Genomic DNA, 17,697 nt, shown 5'->3' with positions numbered 1-17,697 from the left:
GTTATATAATATCATTATGCTAATCAAGTGTCAATTTTATTTTTGAAAAATGAATAATTATTCATTTTTCTCTCATTAAACAATATCTTCATACTAGCTGACATTTTTAACTGCTCTTGGCGACAACAAATATCATAGCAATAAATTTAAACACGGTCAAGACACAATTTAAAAATTAATCAAAAAAAGGAGCTGTATCCATTTCTACTGTTCGAAATAACTGTTGCAATTGCGCTACATCAACAAATTCAAGGTCCTGTTTTTTTGTACAAGCCGCAATAATTTTTTGCTCATGATCATGAATGGAGAACACAAATAGCGTTTGTTTATTTGTCCCTTTGAGCATTGATAATTCTTCAAGCCGTAAGCAATCGATATCTACTCGCAACGAATCTTTCAGATATTGCAGCATTATGGCTAGTGCTGTCTCACTATTTGTTTTACTATCTATAGATAGAAACTCATATGGCTGCTTACCTTGAACTAAAAAAGTTGTCTTTTGATCATCACTAATAACAATTGTCCCTGCTACCTTTACCAAAACATTTGCCTCAATTCTCTCATTAATTTCTCTCCGTTTCATCATTATAGCTTCTACTATCTGCCAAGTAAAGTAACTTACTGATCCATTGATTAATCAAAACTTAAGCAATTATTATCAATAAAATTCCTGTTTGTAATTGTTAACCATGATATACTATACGACGTATTAAGGAGCACTTATCACCTGAGTAATTCTTAATTTTGAGATAACTAAATTCTGTCAATAATCATGGAGGAGTACTAAACTTTGGCAAGTCTAATCGATTTTATTATTCACATTGATACACACTTAATTTCTATCGTTAATACATTTGGCAATTGGTCCTATTTAATCTTATTTGCCATCGTTTTTGTAGAAACTGGTGCTGTCATTTTGCCATTTTTGCCTGGCGACTCACTATTGTTTGCCGCCAGTGCACTAGCAGCAAATCCCAAATATAACCTTAGCTTCAATTTATTTGTTGTTTTATTTCTAATTGCATGTATTGCAGGAGACTCTTTGAATTTCTTAATTGGCCACAAAATCGGCAAGTCACTATCTAATCATTCCTTGTTCGGTAAATTAATTGATAAAAAAAATCTAGCCAAATCTGAACATTTCTTCGAAAAACATGGGGCTCCTGCAATCATCATAGCTCGTTACATGCCAATTATCCGAACCTTCGCGCCTTTCGTTTCTGCAGGCTCCGGCTTTGAATATAATCGTTTTATTCGTTTCAGCTTAATTGGTTGTGTATCCTGGGTTTTAATTTGTACACTGTGTGGTTATTACTTTGGTAACTTACCATTTGTACAAGCCCACTTTTCAGTTATCATTTTAGCAATCATTATTGTGACGTTATTGCCTGCCGTTATTGGTCTCATTCGCTCACGCTTGTCTCATTCGGATATAGTAGACTGATGCACGCTTAGCCAATAAATCATGAGCAGCTCAGTTTCCAACAATATCACAAATAACAAAAATGACTGAATGAAAAACGTTTCATTCAAAATATTAATAATCGGATCCGTGTTTGGATTGAAGACCCAATCTTGATTACGAAACATCAGCTGATGAAATTTAATGAACGCAGAATTGAAATTAATTGCCAATAAAGCGCAAAATACTGGAACAACTGTCAGTATTGTCCGACTGGGAAGTAACAATTGCCATAACTGTTGCTTCTTTTTTTTGTGTCGTAAAACCCTTAAACTAATGACACCAGTGACAACTAAGACCGCCTCATTAAACAAAATTAAATTGCGAACATCATTAAAGTGCTGCTTGCCGGTTGAAGATAATGGTACAAAATTAAAGTGCAGCGAATCGATCCAAGGCAGCTGCAAAAAATGCATCAATCGCCAATAATCCGCAATGATTTGCTGCTGCGTCACATGAATAATTGTTTGCTGAGACACGCTAACCATTATTGGCGTCAAATTCAATGTAATAAAAATGGCCACACTAACTAGAAAAAGCATTAAAATGCTCCAGTTTAGTATCGCCAGTAAATAATATTTAGTGTTTGCTAAAATCCCATTCATCTAGTGTATCCACCTGATATGTCGGTAATGTTTTTTCTTGCATGACTTCATTTTTTTGGGAAAGGCCAGTATAGACAAGCAGCGTATCCATCCCAACATTGATACCTGCACTAATATCAGTATGATAATTATCACCTACCATGATGACCTTCTCTTTAGGTAGGTCAATTTTTTGTAGCGCCATTTCCATGATAATTTTTTCTGGTTTACCAATCATGATAGGTTGTTGTTGAGTGGCGTACTCTACTAATTTAACCAGCGAGCCAGCCCCAGGAACCATTCCACGCTCATTTGGTAAGTTGCTATCTGCATTGGTACCAATAAACGTAGCACCATTACGGACCGCTAATACGGCCCGTTCAAATTTATGATAGGTTACATCAGAATCTAATCCGACTACTACATAATCCGGTCGTTCATCATCCATTGTGAAACCAGCATTCAACAACGCATTTTTTAAGCCAATCTCGCCAATCACATAAACTTTACGGTGTTGTCGGTTGGCATGCTGAGCTAAATAATCCGCGGTAGCCAAAGCGGTGGTATAAATGTTATCGCCCGTAACATCGATATTGTGGTTTTTTCGCAGATTATTAGCAACAAACTCTGGCGTTCTGGTACTGTTGTTGGTAACAAACATCACTTTTTTTCTTTGCTCCTGCAGCTCCGCCACAAACCGAGCTGCGGCCGGAATCGTGTCCGTCCCCTTATAAGTAGTACCATCTAAATCAATAAAATATCCCCGATAATGCATTCAACATGCTCCTTCGTTACTTATGTCGGATCACAAACCGCTGATTAGCCGGGTGGTCCTTACTTGAACTCGTTCGAACAGCCGTTTGACTTTTTCGCTGTTCAATTGGAACTGGATTAACTTTTGTCTTTCGTTCTCGAATTTGAGGTTCGTTTGAGTTACTGCTTTTCTTGTTCTTGTGTCGCTGATTATTATGGGCCTGGTTTTTGCTACTAGGAGAACTATCCTTTGTTTTTACTTGACCAGAATTGCGTTTATGCTGTGTTTGCTTGGATGTATGCGGTCTTGATCTATTTCGATGATTATTATGTTCATTTTTGGGCACACGCACATCTAAATTTTGAATCACAAAGTAGGCACAGCCAAAATTACAGTATTCATACAAATAATCTTGAATTGTGTCGACTAACTGGCCTTTGGGCGCATTATTATTGCTACTAGCGTAAAAGCCCTTGAGTCTTAATTGTTCAAAGCCCCAGTCACCAACAATATAGTCGTACTTACTTAAGATAGTACTAAAGCGTTCGCCTAATTTATCAGGATCAAATGCATCCCGATAATTGGCAACCAATTGATATTGATGACCATTGATCGTAAATGCCGTTTCATCTTCACGTTCGATTTTAAAAATATCAGCACGTTGCTCTTGTCTTTCCGCAATCAATTGTTTCATTTTTTCTCGATCCACAATTTGTCTCTCCTTTCTTAGTTTATTAAATTGGAAAATGTCTCATCAAATAATTACCAACAACGTCTCTAAAAAATTTATTATACATTAATTCGTTATTTCCCGCGATCTCAATCGTTGGAAAAAAGGGAATAAATAAATAATGGTCCAATGTCGCCAAGGTATATTGCTCAAAAATATCAACTGGCGTCCCCTTAATCGTGACTTGTTTTGTCATTTGATCAAATTTTAAACCCGCATAATGGATTTCACCAAAAATTTTGCCCCGAAATCCCATTCCTTTTAGTGCAAACCGACGCAAGAATCCGCGATTTTTTTCAATTTCACGTACTAGTCTAATCAAATCTGCTCCCGATAAGGTTACTTTCATTACATGCATTGCATGCGGTAGCATCTGATGCAATTGATTTTTATTAACTATCCCCTCATCAAGACCACGGAGAAATAATCCGGTATTGAGCATGGCCAAATTTGTATTGGTTGCTTCTTTTAGCGCCGCCAAACCGCAATTAACTAAGCTAAGATCATTTTCAAAATCCACCGATAAAGCAGCTGGGATGTTTGCAATTTGTTGTTGGACTAAAAGCTGTTCTCCACGTTCGCGGTAGCCATCAATTTCTGCTTGGTCATCTGGCTCGCTAGGTAAGTGTTCAGTCACGGTTACACGGGCTTGAGCAACTAAAATTTTATGATCATCTAATTCTAAATCAATTTTACCAATGTATCGACCATATTTGCCCGCCGCAGCTAATAAAGATTGTCCGACCCGTTTGCCATGTTGCAATAAATGGTGAGTATGACTACCGATAATGACATTAAATTCCGGAAAATTAGCAGCAATCTTTTCATCAGCTGTGATTCCCAAATGTGACAACAAAACCAAAACGTCATATTGTCCTTTAATTTTATCTAACAAGTAGGGAATGGCTTCAAAAACACCAATTGGCTGCCATCCCTCTAACGGGTAGGTTAACACAAATGGCGCTGTCAGTCCTAAAATAGCGACCCTTGTACCACTAGCCGTAGTTATAATTTTAAATTGGCGCGCAAAGTCCGGTTGTTTGCCCCTGGGTTGATCCAATAAATTACCCAATACTACATCAAAATTTGCATGCTGATACAAGTGCTGTAATTGTTCTTTAGTGTTACCTAGGCCTTCATTATTGCCAATCGTGACAGCATCATACCCAATTTGGTTTAATAAATCGACGTTAGCCTGACCATCAGTGGCCTCGCTTAATGGGTGAACTCGATCCATTGCATCCCCCAAATCAAACGTGAGGACACTACTACTTTTACCCGATAGAGCCTTTTTTTGTGTCGTTAAATATCGTCTAATTTTGGGCCAGTTTTCAAAATGAGAATGCAGATCATTCGTATGTAAAATTGTAATTTTTTCGCCCATTAGCTCCTCCAATTTATTAATTAATGCGCACTACCTAAGCAATCTTTCTAAAGTCGCTTATCAAAATCAATCTTTTTGCCATTTACCATCTGTTCAATATCAGCCAGTGATAGTGGCGTTCCAAAAGGCAGTTGATAGTCTAAATATGCTGTTTCGGGTGTGTCCACACCGACATTAATGTTTTCCTTTGCAGGAACAGTGTAATGATGAATGTGCCCGTGTAAATTAATTATTTGGGGCGCAATACCAAGCATCATCGGATAATGCGTCATATAATATTGTCGATGATCGTATTTTGATAATACACCAACATCATGGAATTCGAATTTTGGCTTACCCTCCAATAAGTAATTATTTTGTGCCAAAAATTTAAATAATGACCGGCTATCATGATTGCCTTTAATCAGGACCAAATGGCCGTGCAATTCGTTCAATACCCCTAATACAGCTTCATTTGATTTAATTGCTGGGTGAGTAAAGTACAGCGCAATATCGCCCAAATGATACACTGTATCCTTATCTATCACCCGATCATTCCAATGCTCAATAATCGTCCGATTCATTTCAGTTACATTTGCAAATGGCCGAATAGCGAAATCAGTTGTTCCCAGTAAATTTTCATGAAAAAAATGTGTATCTGCTGTGATAAAGCGCATTTTATTGCCCCTTTTTGTTTAAGCTAAATAAAAAAATCAGATTACTCACTAATCTGATTTCCATTATATCTCATTTTACTATTTTTTTAATCTTTCAACATCACGAGCAATCATCAATTCTTCGTCTGTAGGCACCAATAACGTTTTGACCGTTGCCGCTGCAGAACTTAAATCACGCTCAACGCCACGAATGTTATTTTTATCAGGATCAACACCAACACCAAAATAGGATAATCCATCAGCAACGCTTTGTCGAATGCCGATATCATTTTCGCCAACCCCGGCAGTGAACACCAATACATCCAAGCCGTTCATTTCAGCAACGTATTGACCAATATAACGAATAACCCTGTTAATCCAGATATCACGCGCCAATTTAGCCCGGTGATTTGTATCCATTACTTTTTCCAAATCACGCATGTCGGCCGAAACGCCAGAAACACCAACCAATCCTGATTTATGATTCAAAATATCAATCATTTCTTCTGGATCTGAAATATTCAGTTTGCCCTGCATCCATGAAACCAATGATGCATCAATATCACCTGAGCGAGTGGCCATTGTCACCCCTGCAAGCGGTGTGAATCCCATTGATGTATCAAATGATTGACCATCTTTGATAGCTGTAATTGATGCACCGGCGCCCAAATGTAATGTAATCATTTTTAAATCCTTAAGCGGTTTGCCAATTATCTCAGCTGCTCTGTTAGCCACATAGCGATGACTAGTTCCATGAGCACCATATTTACGGGCACCATACTTTTCATACCATTCATAAGGAATGCTATACATATAATTTACTTCTGGCATTGTTTGATGAAAAGCAGTATCAAAAACTGCGACAGAGGTTACATTTGGTAAGATTTTACGGAACGCCTTAATCCCAGTCAAATTGGCAGGATTGTGTAGTGGAGCATAATCTGATAATTCATCGATCTTAGCAATAACATCATCATCAATTAATACTGAATCTTTAAAATATTCACCACCGGCAACAACTCGATGGCCAACACCAGTAATTTCGTTATAATCACCAATAATTGCCAAACTTAGTAGTTGCTTCAATAAAAAGTTAACAGCCACTTCATGGTCGTTGATTGGCATCACTTGATGATATTTTTCGTCATTACCATAACTGATATCAACAATCGCATCATCCATTCCGATTCGTTCAAACAATCCCTTGGCAATAACATTTTCACTAGGCATTTCAAATAATTGAAATTTTAGTGTAGAACTTCCAGCGTTAATGGCAATCGTTTTTGACATGATTCATTTCTCCTTTAAACATCTAAATTAGTAACAACCCAATGATCAATTTCTTGCATAAATGAAGCAAACTCTGTTTTATTTTTGAAAGACGGAAATTCACCTAGTAGCACCTTGGTGGCTTGTTTGCTGTTTGGTCCCTGTCTTTGCAACAGTAAAATTGATTTTTGGGATTGTTTATTTTGAAACAACTCACCTGGTAAATTAATTAGCCCTTGTAAGTGTGCATGCTGTTGAATCCACCCAACAAATTGTTTCGATTCCGACGACTGAAATAAGTTTGCTGGTACTAAAAAGACGCCAAAACCACCTGGCTTCAAATAATTCATTGCTTGTTCAATTAGTAAGTGGTGAACATAAGAATGCCCCTTAGTAGCCCTAGTTTCATAATTTTTCGCGTTATCATCTAGGGGATAATAACCAACTGGTAAATCTGAAACTACCAGATCACTTTGTGGAATATCCAGCGAATCAATTGCATCCTGATGATATAAATCAATTTGTTGATGCTGTAATACCGTATTAATGTTAGCCACCGCTAACATAGATTCATCATTATCGATACCATAGCCGTGGATCGGCTGCTTAGTAACTGTGTGTAAGTGATTCATCACGGTTGTCAACAGATTCCCAGTTCCAACGCTTAGATCAAACATTGAAAACGGCGTACTGAATTTGCTCACTTTCTCTAGTAAATAGGCCATCAAGATACCAATTGTATCTGGCGTCATTTGATGATTGGATTGAATTTTATCCTGCTTAATTGCTTTTAACATACTCAACTGAACTACTGTCCGAATTTCTTCGGGCTTGGCTTCATTTAAGTTTAATTGGCGATATACTGCCGCTAACTTTTGCACTGTAGCTGAATTTGGTTGACCATTTTCAATTTGAACATGACCATCGTCAATAATATTTTCTGCATTCTCGATGAACGCATCCAAACATGAACTTGAAACCGATTGTTGTAATAGAGTTGTTGACTCGTCAAACAATTTGAATAATGACTCTACTTTATCTTGTGTCAGTTTACATTCACTCCAATCCAAATTTCTCTCACTCACCCCACTAGTTTACAGATTTTCACAAGCAAATTCAAGAACCCTCTTCAGTTTGGCTAATTTGATACACAAATCCGTTTTTCAATTCTACTTTTGATGAACCGGACGTATCAATTTTAACCGTACCAGTATTAAAAATGTCGCTTGGCTTTGATTTATCAGCCAGACTCACCATTGTTTGGCACACTAATTCGTTTTGTAATCTGGTATAAATTTGGCGTTGTTGGCTGTATTGCCTATAGCGAATTAAATCGATCGTTGTCACTAGCCCCATCACTATTAGTACACTTAATAGGGCATACGCAGGTTGTTTAATCATTATGTTTTCTCCGTGAACTTTTTGAATTTAACCACATTAGAAAAATGGTGTCCATTAAGCGTAACCACTTTAATTTCCACCTGTGTCGATGAAATTTGATTGGTATTAAATTCCTTGACATGATCAAATAGCGGTAAGTACCCTCCTTTATCTTGTAACAGCGTTAAATACAGATGTTCATCATTGCCAATTAATTGATAATACTTTGTGCTCACCGGGCTATTCAACATAATCCTTTGATTGCCACAACTCATTAATTGAAATTCATGTGTTGGTGATTCTAATTCGCGTAAAAATAGGTGCCATTGAGCTGACTCATCAATGATTTGATGGTCATTTTTTTCAAACGAATGCAATAATATGCCACACAAAACCATTGTCATTGAAGTTATTAAAAGCGCTAAGATACACTCGACTAGGGTGAATCCGTGCCGCCTCATTTGTTTGTCACCGTGAATACAACTTGTTTTGCTTGCATAATTTTAATGGAGTGGGCACTTACTGTTACAGTATAATCGTGCTGTTCAAATTGTCGATTTTGATGGTCAATTGTATATTGATCTGCTGCCTCTTTAGCTGTTCGGGCTAGTATCAATTCCTGTTTTGCATGTTTCATTTGTGATTGCAATTGATGTTCATTGACGCAAAAAAAGACAAGCACCATGCTTAAAACTGTCAGCGCAACAATGCTATCGGCCAAGACAAATCCCTTATTTTTCAACGGCAACATAATAACCTCCCCAGGCAAGTTGTACTTTCATATCATAAGTTTGATTTGTCAACATTGATCTAAATTTTTGTGTTTGCGCCTTAACATAGCCATTTGCCAGCATTTTTAACGGAGCAAAACTGACAACCTTAATTGTCACCGGTATAGCCACATCATTATAATGAGTTGTGTAATCCGCTGCTCGCCACTTAAATCTAATAATTTGAGGACCCGCAAGATAAACAATATCAGTCCCGTTATTGTCTCCTTGAGCACGTGTCTGACTAACTTGCCATTCTTGCTGCAATGCCTGCCAAAAATGACGTTCATTGCTGGCATCTCTGATTTGTCGTAACTGCAGTGTTCCAAAACTAAACGTCAAACTAATTAATCCTAGCACAATTAATGTTTCTAACAATGTAAACCCTTTTTGTTTAATCATTGCCAACAATTGCTTTGTCACCAACGATTTTAATATGCTCCTTTTGGGCTTTGGCAACTTGATCTTTAGTCAAATAATCTTTCCCCTCTAGCGTTTCATAATCAATTTTGCTGCTATCCGTTTCATTTTCATATAAATCAATCTGGGTTTGGACAACAGAAACCATTGCATTTTTGTGAACCCCGGATGCGTGTTTTCGCTGAGCAGCTAAATTAGGTAAGATAATTAGTACTAATAAACTAATAATAAACAAAACTACTGACATTTCTAAAAGAGTAAAAGCACTGTGACACTTATTTTTAACGTTTTGTTTTAAATGTTCCATGATTAATAGATTCCCTTCATTGATTGATAAATTGGCAGCATAATACTTAAATACATCCCTACAATTACTAATGCAATTACACCAAATAATAGCGGCTGAACAAATGTTAACAGCCGCTCTACTGACTGAATTAGTCGTTGGAATAATGTTTGTGCAAAAATCTCCAGTTCATAACCTAATTCACTCACTGAATCTCCCTTGTTCATAAAAACAACTAATTCAGGTGGTAAATATGGGTACTGTTGAATTAAACGATTGGGATCTTGCCCGCTACTTAATGCCTGCTCAAGCACTGCCCCTAATTGATGCAATAAAGAAGCTTCATCAAACTGATGTACCATTTGACAGATTGATTTGATTCCCATTCCATTTTTAAGCAGCAATGCTAAATTAGTCACTAAATAATAACCGTAATACTTTTGATAGCTTGAGCCCACAACCGGTAAGTGGCACAGTAGGTTTACTCGATTCATGGTGGATGTTTTCATCCATTTCATCAATGTTAGCAAAGCAAGTCCCACACAGCCGATCAGCAGACCAATTCCCAACCACGGTAAAAACTTAAGCTGGCCGGTATCAACCCCCTGATCGTCTTGCCACACAGCTAACTCTGGAAAAACAAATAGTTTCAGGGCCACCAGTAATAGGCCCAGCAAACATAGTAATATTAATGGATATTGCAGCAAACCTTTTAATTTTGTATGCTGTTTTACTTTGAGATTTAAATAGGTTCCTAACTGTGCAATTGTTTGTTGTAAGTTACCATGAATTTCGGCAATTTTTAGCTGATAGTAAATATCCTGATTAACAAAATGTTGCACACTACCGGCAAATGTAGTTCCTGCTGCCAATTGTTGGTCGACTTCTTTCAAAATTTCACTATGCTTAGGCAACAACGTTTGAGAAAAATTAATCGCCTGGCGCATTGAAAAACCAACTTTTAATAAATCGGCGATCAAGCAGAACCATGCCGCTTGCTCTTTATTAGAAAAACTACCCCCACCGATACTTTTGTGCCGTCGTTTGGGTAATTTTATTTTCACTGCTGCATTGTTCAAGTTGCTGCCTCCATTCGTTTGTCATCGTTTCATTACATGGTTGTTCGAAAGCTGGCTGCAGCCTAGTCGTATTTAATAAATCATAAAGAACTGCTAAATTATCATTTGTGGTTGGCAACAGACGCTGATAACAAATCCCTTGCAAAACTTGCTCCAAATAACTTTTATTAACCCCCAACTGTAACATTCGGTTAAGGACCCCAAACGTATTTTGGGCATGCACAGTTGCCATAACTAAATGACCACTTAAGGCTGCCTTAACCGCCAAAGTAGCAGTTTTTTCATCTCGAATTTCACCGATAATAAAGACATCTGGTCGGTGACGTAATCCTACTTTTAATAAGTGATCATAGCCCATCTGAGCCCGTTCATTAACTTGCAGTTGGATAAAATTTGGTTCTTGAATTTCAACAGGATCTTCAATGGTCATCACAATTTGTGCTTGACAACATTTTTTCGCCAATTGATACATCGTCGTTGTTTTACCAGAACCCATGGGCCCAGAAAACAATATCAATCCGCGCTGCTCAATCATATTTTCCAATTGCGACCACTGGCTTGGCACTAATTGCTGGTTCTGCAGTTGCTCAAGTGGATAGATAAATCGAATCACTAATGATTCCAGCCCCTTAAAATCCCCGACAGTTGAAAGTCGCAAATTAATCGTTTGCTCATCCACTTGCCATAAAATTGCTCCGACTTGTGGCCTGCGGTGTTCACTCACTGCCATATTTGCCCGATATTTCAGATACGTAATTAATTGCTGCCCCTCCTGTGTAGTTAACTGAGCCACCGTTGTCAATCTAATCTGTAAATTGTACATAACCCGATAACCACTGTTATTGGGTAAGATATACAGATCAGAAACCTTATTATCCACACTTTGAGTAATATAGCGTAAAAATTGATTCGTATTAATCATAAAAACCTCCTCACTATTAAATTAAATACGTCTTAAATTGGGTTTATACACTAAAAAAAGTCCAAAAAAATAACCCAAACATTTCTGTCTGAGTCATTTTACCAGTATTAATCTGTAAAATTATTCTTCGTTATCAGCAACTTCACCTGCTTCGTAGACGTCAGCAACGTCATCGTTGCTTTCCAATTCATCAATCAAATGTTGATATTGGGATACTTTATCTGCAGGAACTGCCGTTGTATTTTCAGGCAACATTGTTACTTCAGCAGTATCAAGTTCATAGCCCTTCTCTTGTAGTGCATCTCGTACACTAACTAGATCACTTGGGGTTGTATAAATTTCAAATACTTCATCTTCGGCATTCATATCTTCTGCGCCAGCGTCTAATGCGTCCATTAACATCGTATCTTCATCAGTATCTAATCCATCGCGCAAAATCACGATATATCCGCGCCGATTGAACATATATGAAACAGAGCCTGTAGCACCTAACGCTCCACCCGAATGTGTAAATGCTGACCGCACGGCTGCAGCAGTGCGATTTTTGTTATCAGTCAAAGCTGAAACCATCACTGCAATTCCACCTGGACCATAACCTTCATAAGTGATTTCATCAAACTTGGCACCACCAGCGCCAGTTGCTTTATCAATTGCCCGTTGAACGTTATCTTTAGGCATATTAGCAGCACGAGCTTTATCCATCACTAACCGAAGCTGAGGGTTATTCGCTGGATCAGGATCACCTGCTTTAGCGGCTTGATACAAGTCACGTGAAATTTTTTGAAAAATTTTACCACGTTTGGCATCTTGGGCGTTTTTACGTCCTTGAATATTATGCCATTTAGAATGTCCTGACATGTCGAACTCCTCTTTTCCGTAATTAGCGAATTTAGCCTTTTCAGACCAATAAAAATAATATCAAATCTTACCCCATAAATCAAGTAACTAACACTTTACAATCTTCTGCTGGATAATATTTTATCCACCACAATGACCAAAACACCGATCACTAGGGAAATTAACGTTGCTAAATTACCAACTCGATTGAAATCCGCCACTACTTGGTCGCTCATTGCGCTAAGTTCACTGACATCCGTCAATAATGAGCTTGCCACTGTTGCCATCAACTTTAAAACTACCCAGGCCAGCAAACCAGCAAAAGACATAGTCCAGCCTAACGAGCCCCAAAAATGATGTTTGATTAACGCCCAGAAAAACAGCAATACCAAGAAAATGCCACTGCCAAAGAGAAGAACTCTCTCTATTCGTTTAACTGCTATTAATTCTTTAGTAAACGTTTGAACTCTAGTTGTATTAATCTGTTGCAACACACTAGTATTAATTTTTTCTTTTACCGTCGCTGTAATTGTGGTCGGCAACTGACTAGTAGAAACACCCAATCCGGCTAAATTTGCATCAACTAGTTTTTCCGCTCGGCTAAAAACTGGGCTTAGGTTCAAATCAATTTGCTTACCAGCGTATACTTGTTTAGTCGCTTGTAAAATCAATCGATTCGTGAGCTTTTTGGTCATCACATTAGCAGGTAATCCATATTGCGATAATTCTTGATTGACATTGCTAGTAATTTGCGTGCTAACCGTTGATTTTTTTAGCTCTTTAGTCATAAATGAAGCATTCAAAAAAGTTATGTTTAGAACTAACGTCACCAGAAAAATAGTTAACATCACAATACTAATAATATTAAAACCAGTGTGATGATGTTTTATATTAGTGTCAGCATTTTTTTCTTCAAATCTTTGAATTCGACTTTCCAATTAACGCCTCCAAACAAATACTAACGAGTTGTGTCTCGCTTGATCAAGCCATAGGGTAATATAACGTTTCGATCAGTAACATCTTCATTATTCATTAACTTTGTCAACAATCTCATGGCAACTGCACCAATATCGTAAAGCGGCTGGGTTACTGAGGACATTTTTGGTCGTGTGATTTCGGTATATTTTGTGTCGTTTGTTGTTGTGAGTTCAAATTCTGCAGGTACTTTAACTCCGCGATCTGTTAAACCGTTTAACAATCCGGCTGCTAATTCATCATCACCAACAAAAGCAGCAGTTGCACCACTGTTCTTAATTTCTTCAGCCATCTCGTATCCTGTGTTGTAAGAATCATTGGTTTCAAATACTAATTGATCATTATATTCATTACCAGTTTCTTCGAGTGCTTGCCGATAACCCTTTAACCGATAATCGTGATTAATGGACTCTTTCATCGATCCTACCACTAGTGCAACTTTTTGGTTGCCACGACCTAATAAATTCGTTACTGCTTCCTTGGTAGCAGCAACGTAGTCGATACTGACACTGGGCATATCTTGTTTAATGTCAACTGAGCCGGCAACCACCACGGGCATCGAGGCACGTTCAAATTCGTGTTTTAAATCATCCCCCATATTGTTACCCATGAAGATTAAGCCATCAACCTGCTTAGCTAACAATGTGTTGACCACTTGTAATTCTTTACTACCATTTTCATCAGAATTCGCCAAAATGATGTTATATTTGTACATTGCGGCAATATCATCAATTCCAAGTGCCAGTTCCGCAAAATAAGCGTTGGTAACATCAGGAATAATTACTCCAATAGTTGTTGTTTTCTTGCTGGCTAAGCCACGAGCAACAGCGTTAGGACGATAATCTAAGCGATCAATGACATCCAAAACCTTTTTCCTAGTAGCTGGTTTAACATTAGGATTACCATTAACAACCCGTGAAACCGTAGCCATTGATACCGCAGCTTCTCGTGCAACATCATAAATTGTAACTGTTTGTTTTTCCATAATTAAGCCCTTTCTTCATTGATACGATTTGTTTTCATATTCTTTCATAACTCAACTAATATAGCAGATTACTAGCAAAAACACAAATTTCACCTTCATTTTTTACCAAAACGCTGATGTGATATAATTATCCCAATTAAATGAAGGAGCGATGCTAGATGACACAATTAGAAAAAGTGCAACAATGGGTTAGTGATCAGGAGCTTGATGTTGCTTACTTGAGTGACCCTATGACGATTACATACTTGACTGGCTTTAACAGTGATCCAATTGAACGGATTTTGGCTTTATTAGTTTTCCCCAATCAAGACCCATTTTTATTTGCGCCCGCACTTGAGGTCGAAGCTATTAAAGATACTGGTTGGAAATACCCAGTCTACGGCTATTTAGATCATGAACATCCATTTGACATGATTGCCGCTCAAGTCATGAAACGTAATTCAAATCCTAAAAATTGGGCAATTGAAAAATCTCAGCTAACAATTAATCGATTAGCATCATTAACTGAACAATTTCCTAAATCTCATTTTGATACAGATTTAACTACCATGATCCAACGCTTACGCTTAATCAAAACAAACGATGAGATTGAAAAATTAGATGAAGCTGGTAAATGGGCAGATTTTGCTTTTAAAACAGGCTTTGATGCTGTCAAAATCGGTCGAACTGAACAACAAGTTGCTGCAGACCTGGAATATGCACTCAAACAGCATGGTATTATGCAAATGAGCTTCGAAACGCTAATTCAGGCTGGTGCACACGCCGCAGAGCCACATGGCGCCACCGCTGCCAATAAAATTGCCGGTGATGAATTAATTTTATTTGACTTAGGCACTGTCTTTGAAGGTTACATTAGTGACGCTTCTCGGACTGTCGCCGTGGGCAAATTAAACGAAAAACAAGCCGATATTTACAAAGTGTGTCTTGAAGCACAATTAACAGCTCAAGCTGCAGCCAAACCCGGCTTAACAGCAGCTGAGTTAGATAAAATTGCGCGAGATATCATTACAAAAGCTGGTTACGGCGAATACTTCATTCATCGTCTCGGCCATGGAATGGGCATGAGCGAACACGAATTCCCGTCAATTATGGAAGGTAATACCATGCAACTTGAACCGGGAATGTGCTTTTCAATTGAACCAGGTATTTATATTCCTGGTGTTGCTGGTGTGCGAATTGAAGATTGTGTTCACATCACGCCAGATGGTTGTGCACCATTTACCCATACATCAAAAGAATTAACATACGTTGGCTAATTTAACTATTGCCATCAATAAAAATGCAGCTATCAAAAATGATGGCTGCATTTTTATTATTCAGTTTTATTTTCTTCATCAGGTGATTCATCAGTCTTATCAATTACAATATCATCCGATGAATCATCATCTTTAACTGCTGACGCCAGTTGTTCACGAATGGAGGCAGTTTGTTCTTCGAAATTATCGTTACTAAAATGATCCACCACATGTTCCTTATGCTCTTTCAACTTTTCGCCAGCTGAATGAACTTTTTCTTGGGCATCTTCCTTGTATTGATCAGCATTATCCAATAAATCTGTGGCAGCATCCTGCGCAAACAATGCGTAATCGATTACTTGTTCCCTTAAATCCTCTTTAGTTTCACGGGCTTTTTGTTTTAGCTGCTCTTTTTGTTCATCGGTTAACAGGTAATACGCTGCAACTGCAGCAGCTCCACCCAGAGTTAACCCGATTAAAAATCCTTTTGCCATGTTTGTTTACCTCACTTTTTAATTATTATTTTGCTTTCTATTTTTATGATGTTGCCAAACGCCACTCAAAGCGGACTTACCAAGTGACGCCACAATACCCGCTCCAGCAGTCTTTTTAACACCACCTGAAAACCGATCTGTTACTTTACGAGTAGCGTTATTTAAATCCGACACACTAGTTCCTAAATCAGCGATTGCCTGAAATGCTGGGTCCACAGTTTCGACCTTCTTGTTAACATCTTCCAGTAATTCATTTGCATTGCTTAAAATAACTTCGACTTCTTTACTCAACGCGTCTGCATCATTGGTTAATACAGAAATGCTACGATTTGTCTCTTTAAGCGTTGTACTCAGTCTAACTAAGAAATAGCCGATAAAGAACACTAATATCAAAAATGCAATTGCCGCAATCAACCCTGCAACTTGTCCTAATGTCATCAAACAAAACCCCCTTGAGTGGTTAATTTATTTATAATTTAAGCATATCACGACCACCTGGCAACCGCAATTAAAACAAATATCTGAGTGCTTCATTGTCTGGCTGTTTGACCGAATATTTGATAGAATAAGTGCAGTGACACTAATTGGAGGTAGTACGTGGTGCAACAAATTATTCTTGCAACCTTAAATTCTAAATTGACGCAACAAGTTCAAAACTTTTCTGGCTCGTTCACTAAACTCAACTGGGAATCGATTGGGGAAAATATCGCAAGCCGTTTTTTAATACTAATTACCATTACAATCGTTTTTGGACTCATCATTTGGCTTGGTAGAGTGGCCATCAACCGTGCATTTAAACGATACAAATCGCGGACAAACCTCACCACCAACAGAACCAACACAATCCATACGTTATCATTAAATATCTTTCGATATACCTGCCTTTTTTTCTACCTGTATGCGATTCTATCCTTAATTGGTGTGCCAGTTGGCACTTTGATTGCTGGTGCTGGAATTTTCAGTATTGCCCTTGGTCTTGGTGCCCAAGGTTTTGTTAATGATGTTGTGACTGGCTTCTTCATTTTACTAGAACAACAACTCGATGTTGGTGATACGGTGTCAATCGGAACCATCAAGGGAACCGTTACCGCCCTGGGAATTCGAACAACCCAGGTAACTAGTCCTGATGGAACCTTAAACTTCATCCCCAATCGTAATATCACGATTGTCAGTAATTATTCTCGTAATAATATGCGCGTACAAATTGATATTAAAATTGATACGACAACCCCGCTAGACCAATTGAAAAATCAAATTGAGCAAGTCAACAAAAGACTGGTCCCTCAATTTTCGGAATTGCAACCCGATCCTGAAATCATTGGGCCAACCCTTAACCAGGATGGTGTGCTAGTTTATCGAATTATCATAATGACTGCTAACGGAACACAGGAAAAAATAAGAAGTGCCTTTCTAACAGCTTACCTAAGCTCTATCAGACAAGCACATATCAATTTAATGACATAAAAAAAACATAGTGAAGTACTCAAACCTCACAA

General features: G+C 37.9%; 23 protein-coding genes. 3 read left to right on the top strand and 20 right to left on the bottom strand.

Going from position 1 to position 17,697, the window contains the following annotated elements; all coding sequences use genetic code 11:
• Nucleotides 1–175: 175 nt before the first annotated feature.
• Nucleotides 176–583, bottom strand: coding sequence for a hypothetical protein (locus WDC_RS07670; RefSeq protein ID WP_044011278.1), 408 nt, complete (start codon nucleotides 581–583; stop codon nucleotides 176–178).
• 207 nt (nucleotides 584–790) lie between these two features.
• Here WDC_RS07670 and WDC_RS07665 point away from each other — a divergent pair, with 207 nt between their 5' ends.
• Entirely contained in the window at nucleotides 791–1,444 is a 654-nt protein-coding gene (locus WDC_RS07665) for a VTT domain-containing protein (RefSeq protein ID WP_044011277.1), read from the top strand.
• Here WDC_RS07665 and WDC_RS07660 read toward each other — a convergent pair.
• From WDC_RS07660 to ccpA, 17 genes are all read right to left on the bottom strand, one after another.
• Entirely contained in the window at nucleotides 1,423–2,067 is a 645-nt protein-coding gene (locus tag WDC_RS07660; RefSeq protein ID WP_044011276.1) for a TIGR01906 family membrane protein, read from the bottom strand. The genes WDC_RS07665 and WDC_RS07660 overlap by 22 nt on opposite strands.
• Nucleotides 2,042–2,821 carry a TIGR01457 family HAD-type hydrolase gene (locus WDC_RS07655; RefSeq protein ID WP_044011275.1) on the bottom strand — a complete coding sequence of 260 codons (780 nt, stop codon included), beginning with the start codon at nucleotides 2,819–2,821 and terminating at the stop codon, nucleotides 2,042–2,044. Before WDC_RS07655 ends, WDC_RS07660 begins: the two co-directional genes overlap by 26 nt.
• A gap of 16 nt (nucleotides 2,822–2,837) precedes the next feature.
• Complete coding sequence (locus WDC_RS07650) at nucleotides 2,838–3,509, bottom strand: YutD family protein (protein WP_052497830.1); 672 nt, start codon at nucleotides 3,507–3,509, stop codon at nucleotides 2,838–2,840.
• 25 nt (nucleotides 3,510–3,534) lie between these two features.
• Nucleotides 3,535–4,914 carry a bifunctional metallophosphatase/5'-nucleotidase gene (locus WDC_RS07645; RefSeq protein ID WP_044011274.1) on the bottom strand — a complete coding sequence of 460 codons (1,380 nt, stop codon included), beginning with the start codon at nucleotides 4,912–4,914 and terminating at the stop codon, nucleotides 3,535–3,537.
• Nucleotides 4,915–4,961: 47 nt separating this feature from the next.
• Nucleotides 4,962–5,570 (bottom strand): metallophosphatase, encoded by a 609-nt coding sequence (locus WDC_RS07640; RefSeq protein WP_044011273.1) that lies wholly within the window; start codon nucleotides 5,568–5,570, stop codon nucleotides 4,962–4,964.
• A gap of 78 nt (nucleotides 5,571–5,648) precedes the next feature.
• Nucleotides 5,649–6,839, bottom strand: coding sequence for an acetate/propionate family kinase (locus WDC_RS07635; RefSeq protein WP_044011272.1), 1,191 nt, complete (start codon nucleotides 6,837–6,839; stop codon nucleotides 5,649–5,651).
• 14 nt (nucleotides 6,840–6,853) lie between these two features.
• Nucleotides 6,854–7,888 (bottom strand): class I SAM-dependent methyltransferase, encoded by a 1,035-nt coding sequence (locus WDC_RS07630; RefSeq protein ID WP_404824769.1) that lies wholly within the window; start codon nucleotides 7,886–7,888, stop codon nucleotides 6,854–6,856.
• Nucleotides 7,889–7,934: 46 nt separating this feature from the next.
• The gene (locus WDC_RS07625) at nucleotides 7,935–8,219 is read right to left on the bottom strand and encodes a hypothetical protein (protein ID WP_044011271.1); all 285 of its coding nucleotides are present in this window, start codon (nucleotides 8,217–8,219) and stop codon (nucleotides 7,935–7,937) included.
• Nucleotides 8,219–8,575: a competence type IV pilus minor pilin ComGF gene (locus WDC_RS07620; protein WP_044011270.1), complete on the bottom strand. Its 357-nt coding sequence runs from the start codon at nucleotides 8,573–8,575 to the stop codon at nucleotides 8,219–8,221. Before WDC_RS07620 ends, WDC_RS07625 begins: the two co-directional genes overlap by 1 nt.
• 80 nt (nucleotides 8,576–8,655) lie before the next feature.
• Entirely contained in the window at nucleotides 8,656–8,949 is a 294-nt protein-coding gene (locus WDC_RS07615) for a hypothetical protein (protein WP_044011269.1), read from the bottom strand.
• Nucleotides 8,930–9,391 carry a type II secretion system protein gene (locus WDC_RS07610; RefSeq protein WP_225349639.1) on the bottom strand — a complete coding sequence of 154 codons (462 nt, stop codon included), beginning with the start codon at nucleotides 9,389–9,391 and terminating at the stop codon, nucleotides 8,930–8,932. The genes WDC_RS07615 and WDC_RS07610 overlap by 20 nt, the downstream gene beginning before the upstream one ends.
• Entirely contained in the window at nucleotides 9,363–9,695 is a 333-nt protein-coding gene (gene comGC / locus WDC_RS07605) for a competence type IV pilus major pilin ComGC (RefSeq protein ID WP_044011267.1), read from the bottom strand. The genes WDC_RS07610 and comGC overlap by 29 nt, the downstream gene beginning before the upstream one ends.
• A gap of 2 nt (nucleotides 9,696–9,697) precedes the next feature.
• A complete protein-coding gene (comGB, locus tag WDC_RS07600) occupies nucleotides 9,698–10,753 on the bottom strand; it encodes a competence type IV pilus assembly protein ComGB (RefSeq protein ID WP_052497829.1) in 1,056 nt (351 codons plus the stop codon).
• Nucleotides 10,689–11,675, bottom strand: coding sequence for a competence type IV pilus ATPase ComGA (gene comGA, locus WDC_RS07595; RefSeq protein ID WP_044011266.1), 987 nt, complete (start codon nucleotides 11,673–11,675; stop codon nucleotides 10,689–10,691). The genes comGB and comGA overlap by 65 nt, the downstream gene beginning before the upstream one ends.
• A gap of 120 nt (nucleotides 11,676–11,795) precedes the next feature.
• On the bottom strand, nucleotides 11,796–12,533 hold the full coding sequence (locus WDC_RS07590; protein WP_044011265.1) for a YebC/PmpR family DNA-binding transcriptional regulator: 738 nt from the start codon (nucleotides 12,531–12,533) through the stop codon (nucleotides 11,796–11,798).
• A gap of 95 nt (nucleotides 12,534–12,628) precedes the next feature.
• The gene (locus WDC_RS07585) at nucleotides 12,629–13,450 is read right to left on the bottom strand and encodes a hypothetical protein (RefSeq protein WP_044011264.1); all 822 of its coding nucleotides are present in this window, start codon (nucleotides 13,448–13,450) and stop codon (nucleotides 12,629–12,631) included.
• Nucleotides 13,451–13,470: 20 nt separating this feature from the next.
• Nucleotides 13,471–14,472, bottom strand: a complete 1,002-nt coding sequence (gene ccpA / locus WDC_RS07580) for a catabolite control protein A (RefSeq protein WP_044011263.1) — start codon at nucleotides 14,470–14,472, stop codon at nucleotides 13,471–13,473.
• A 158-nt stretch (nucleotides 14,473–14,630) separates the two neighbouring features.
• On the opposite strand from ccpA, the gene WDC_RS07575 reads away from it, so the two are divergent.
• Nucleotides 14,631–15,728, top strand: coding sequence for a M24 family metallopeptidase (locus tag WDC_RS07575; protein WP_044011262.1), 1,098 nt, complete (start codon nucleotides 14,631–14,633; stop codon nucleotides 15,726–15,728).
• Between the two features lie 56 nt (nucleotides 15,729–15,784).
• Here WDC_RS07575 and WDC_RS07570 read toward each other — a convergent pair whose 3' ends face one another.
• On the bottom strand, nucleotides 15,785–16,201 hold the full coding sequence (locus WDC_RS07570; RefSeq protein WP_044011261.1) for a hypothetical protein: 417 nt from the start codon (nucleotides 16,199–16,201) through the stop codon (nucleotides 15,785–15,787).
• Nucleotides 16,202–16,219: 18 nt separating this feature from the next.
• Entirely contained in the window at nucleotides 16,220–16,639 is a 420-nt protein-coding gene (locus WDC_RS07565; protein WP_044011260.1) for a DUF948 domain-containing protein, read from the bottom strand.
• 174 nt (nucleotides 16,640–16,813) lie between these two features.
• Between WDC_RS07565 and WDC_RS07560 the strand changes: the two genes are divergently transcribed.
• Nucleotides 16,814–17,665, top strand: coding sequence for a mechanosensitive ion channel family protein (locus tag WDC_RS07560; protein WP_404824770.1), 852 nt, complete (start codon nucleotides 16,814–16,816; stop codon nucleotides 17,663–17,665).
• The last annotated feature ends 32 nt before the right edge of the window (nucleotides 17,666–17,697 follow it).

It is taken from the genome of Paucilactobacillus wasatchensis, assembly GCF_000876205.1.
GTDB classification, from domain to species: domain Bacteria; phylum Bacillota; class Bacilli; order Lactobacillales; family Lactobacillaceae; genus Paucilactobacillus; species Paucilactobacillus wasatchensis.
Note: the sequence above shows the minus strand (reverse complement) of the source record. Positions and strands in the feature narration are given on the sequence as shown.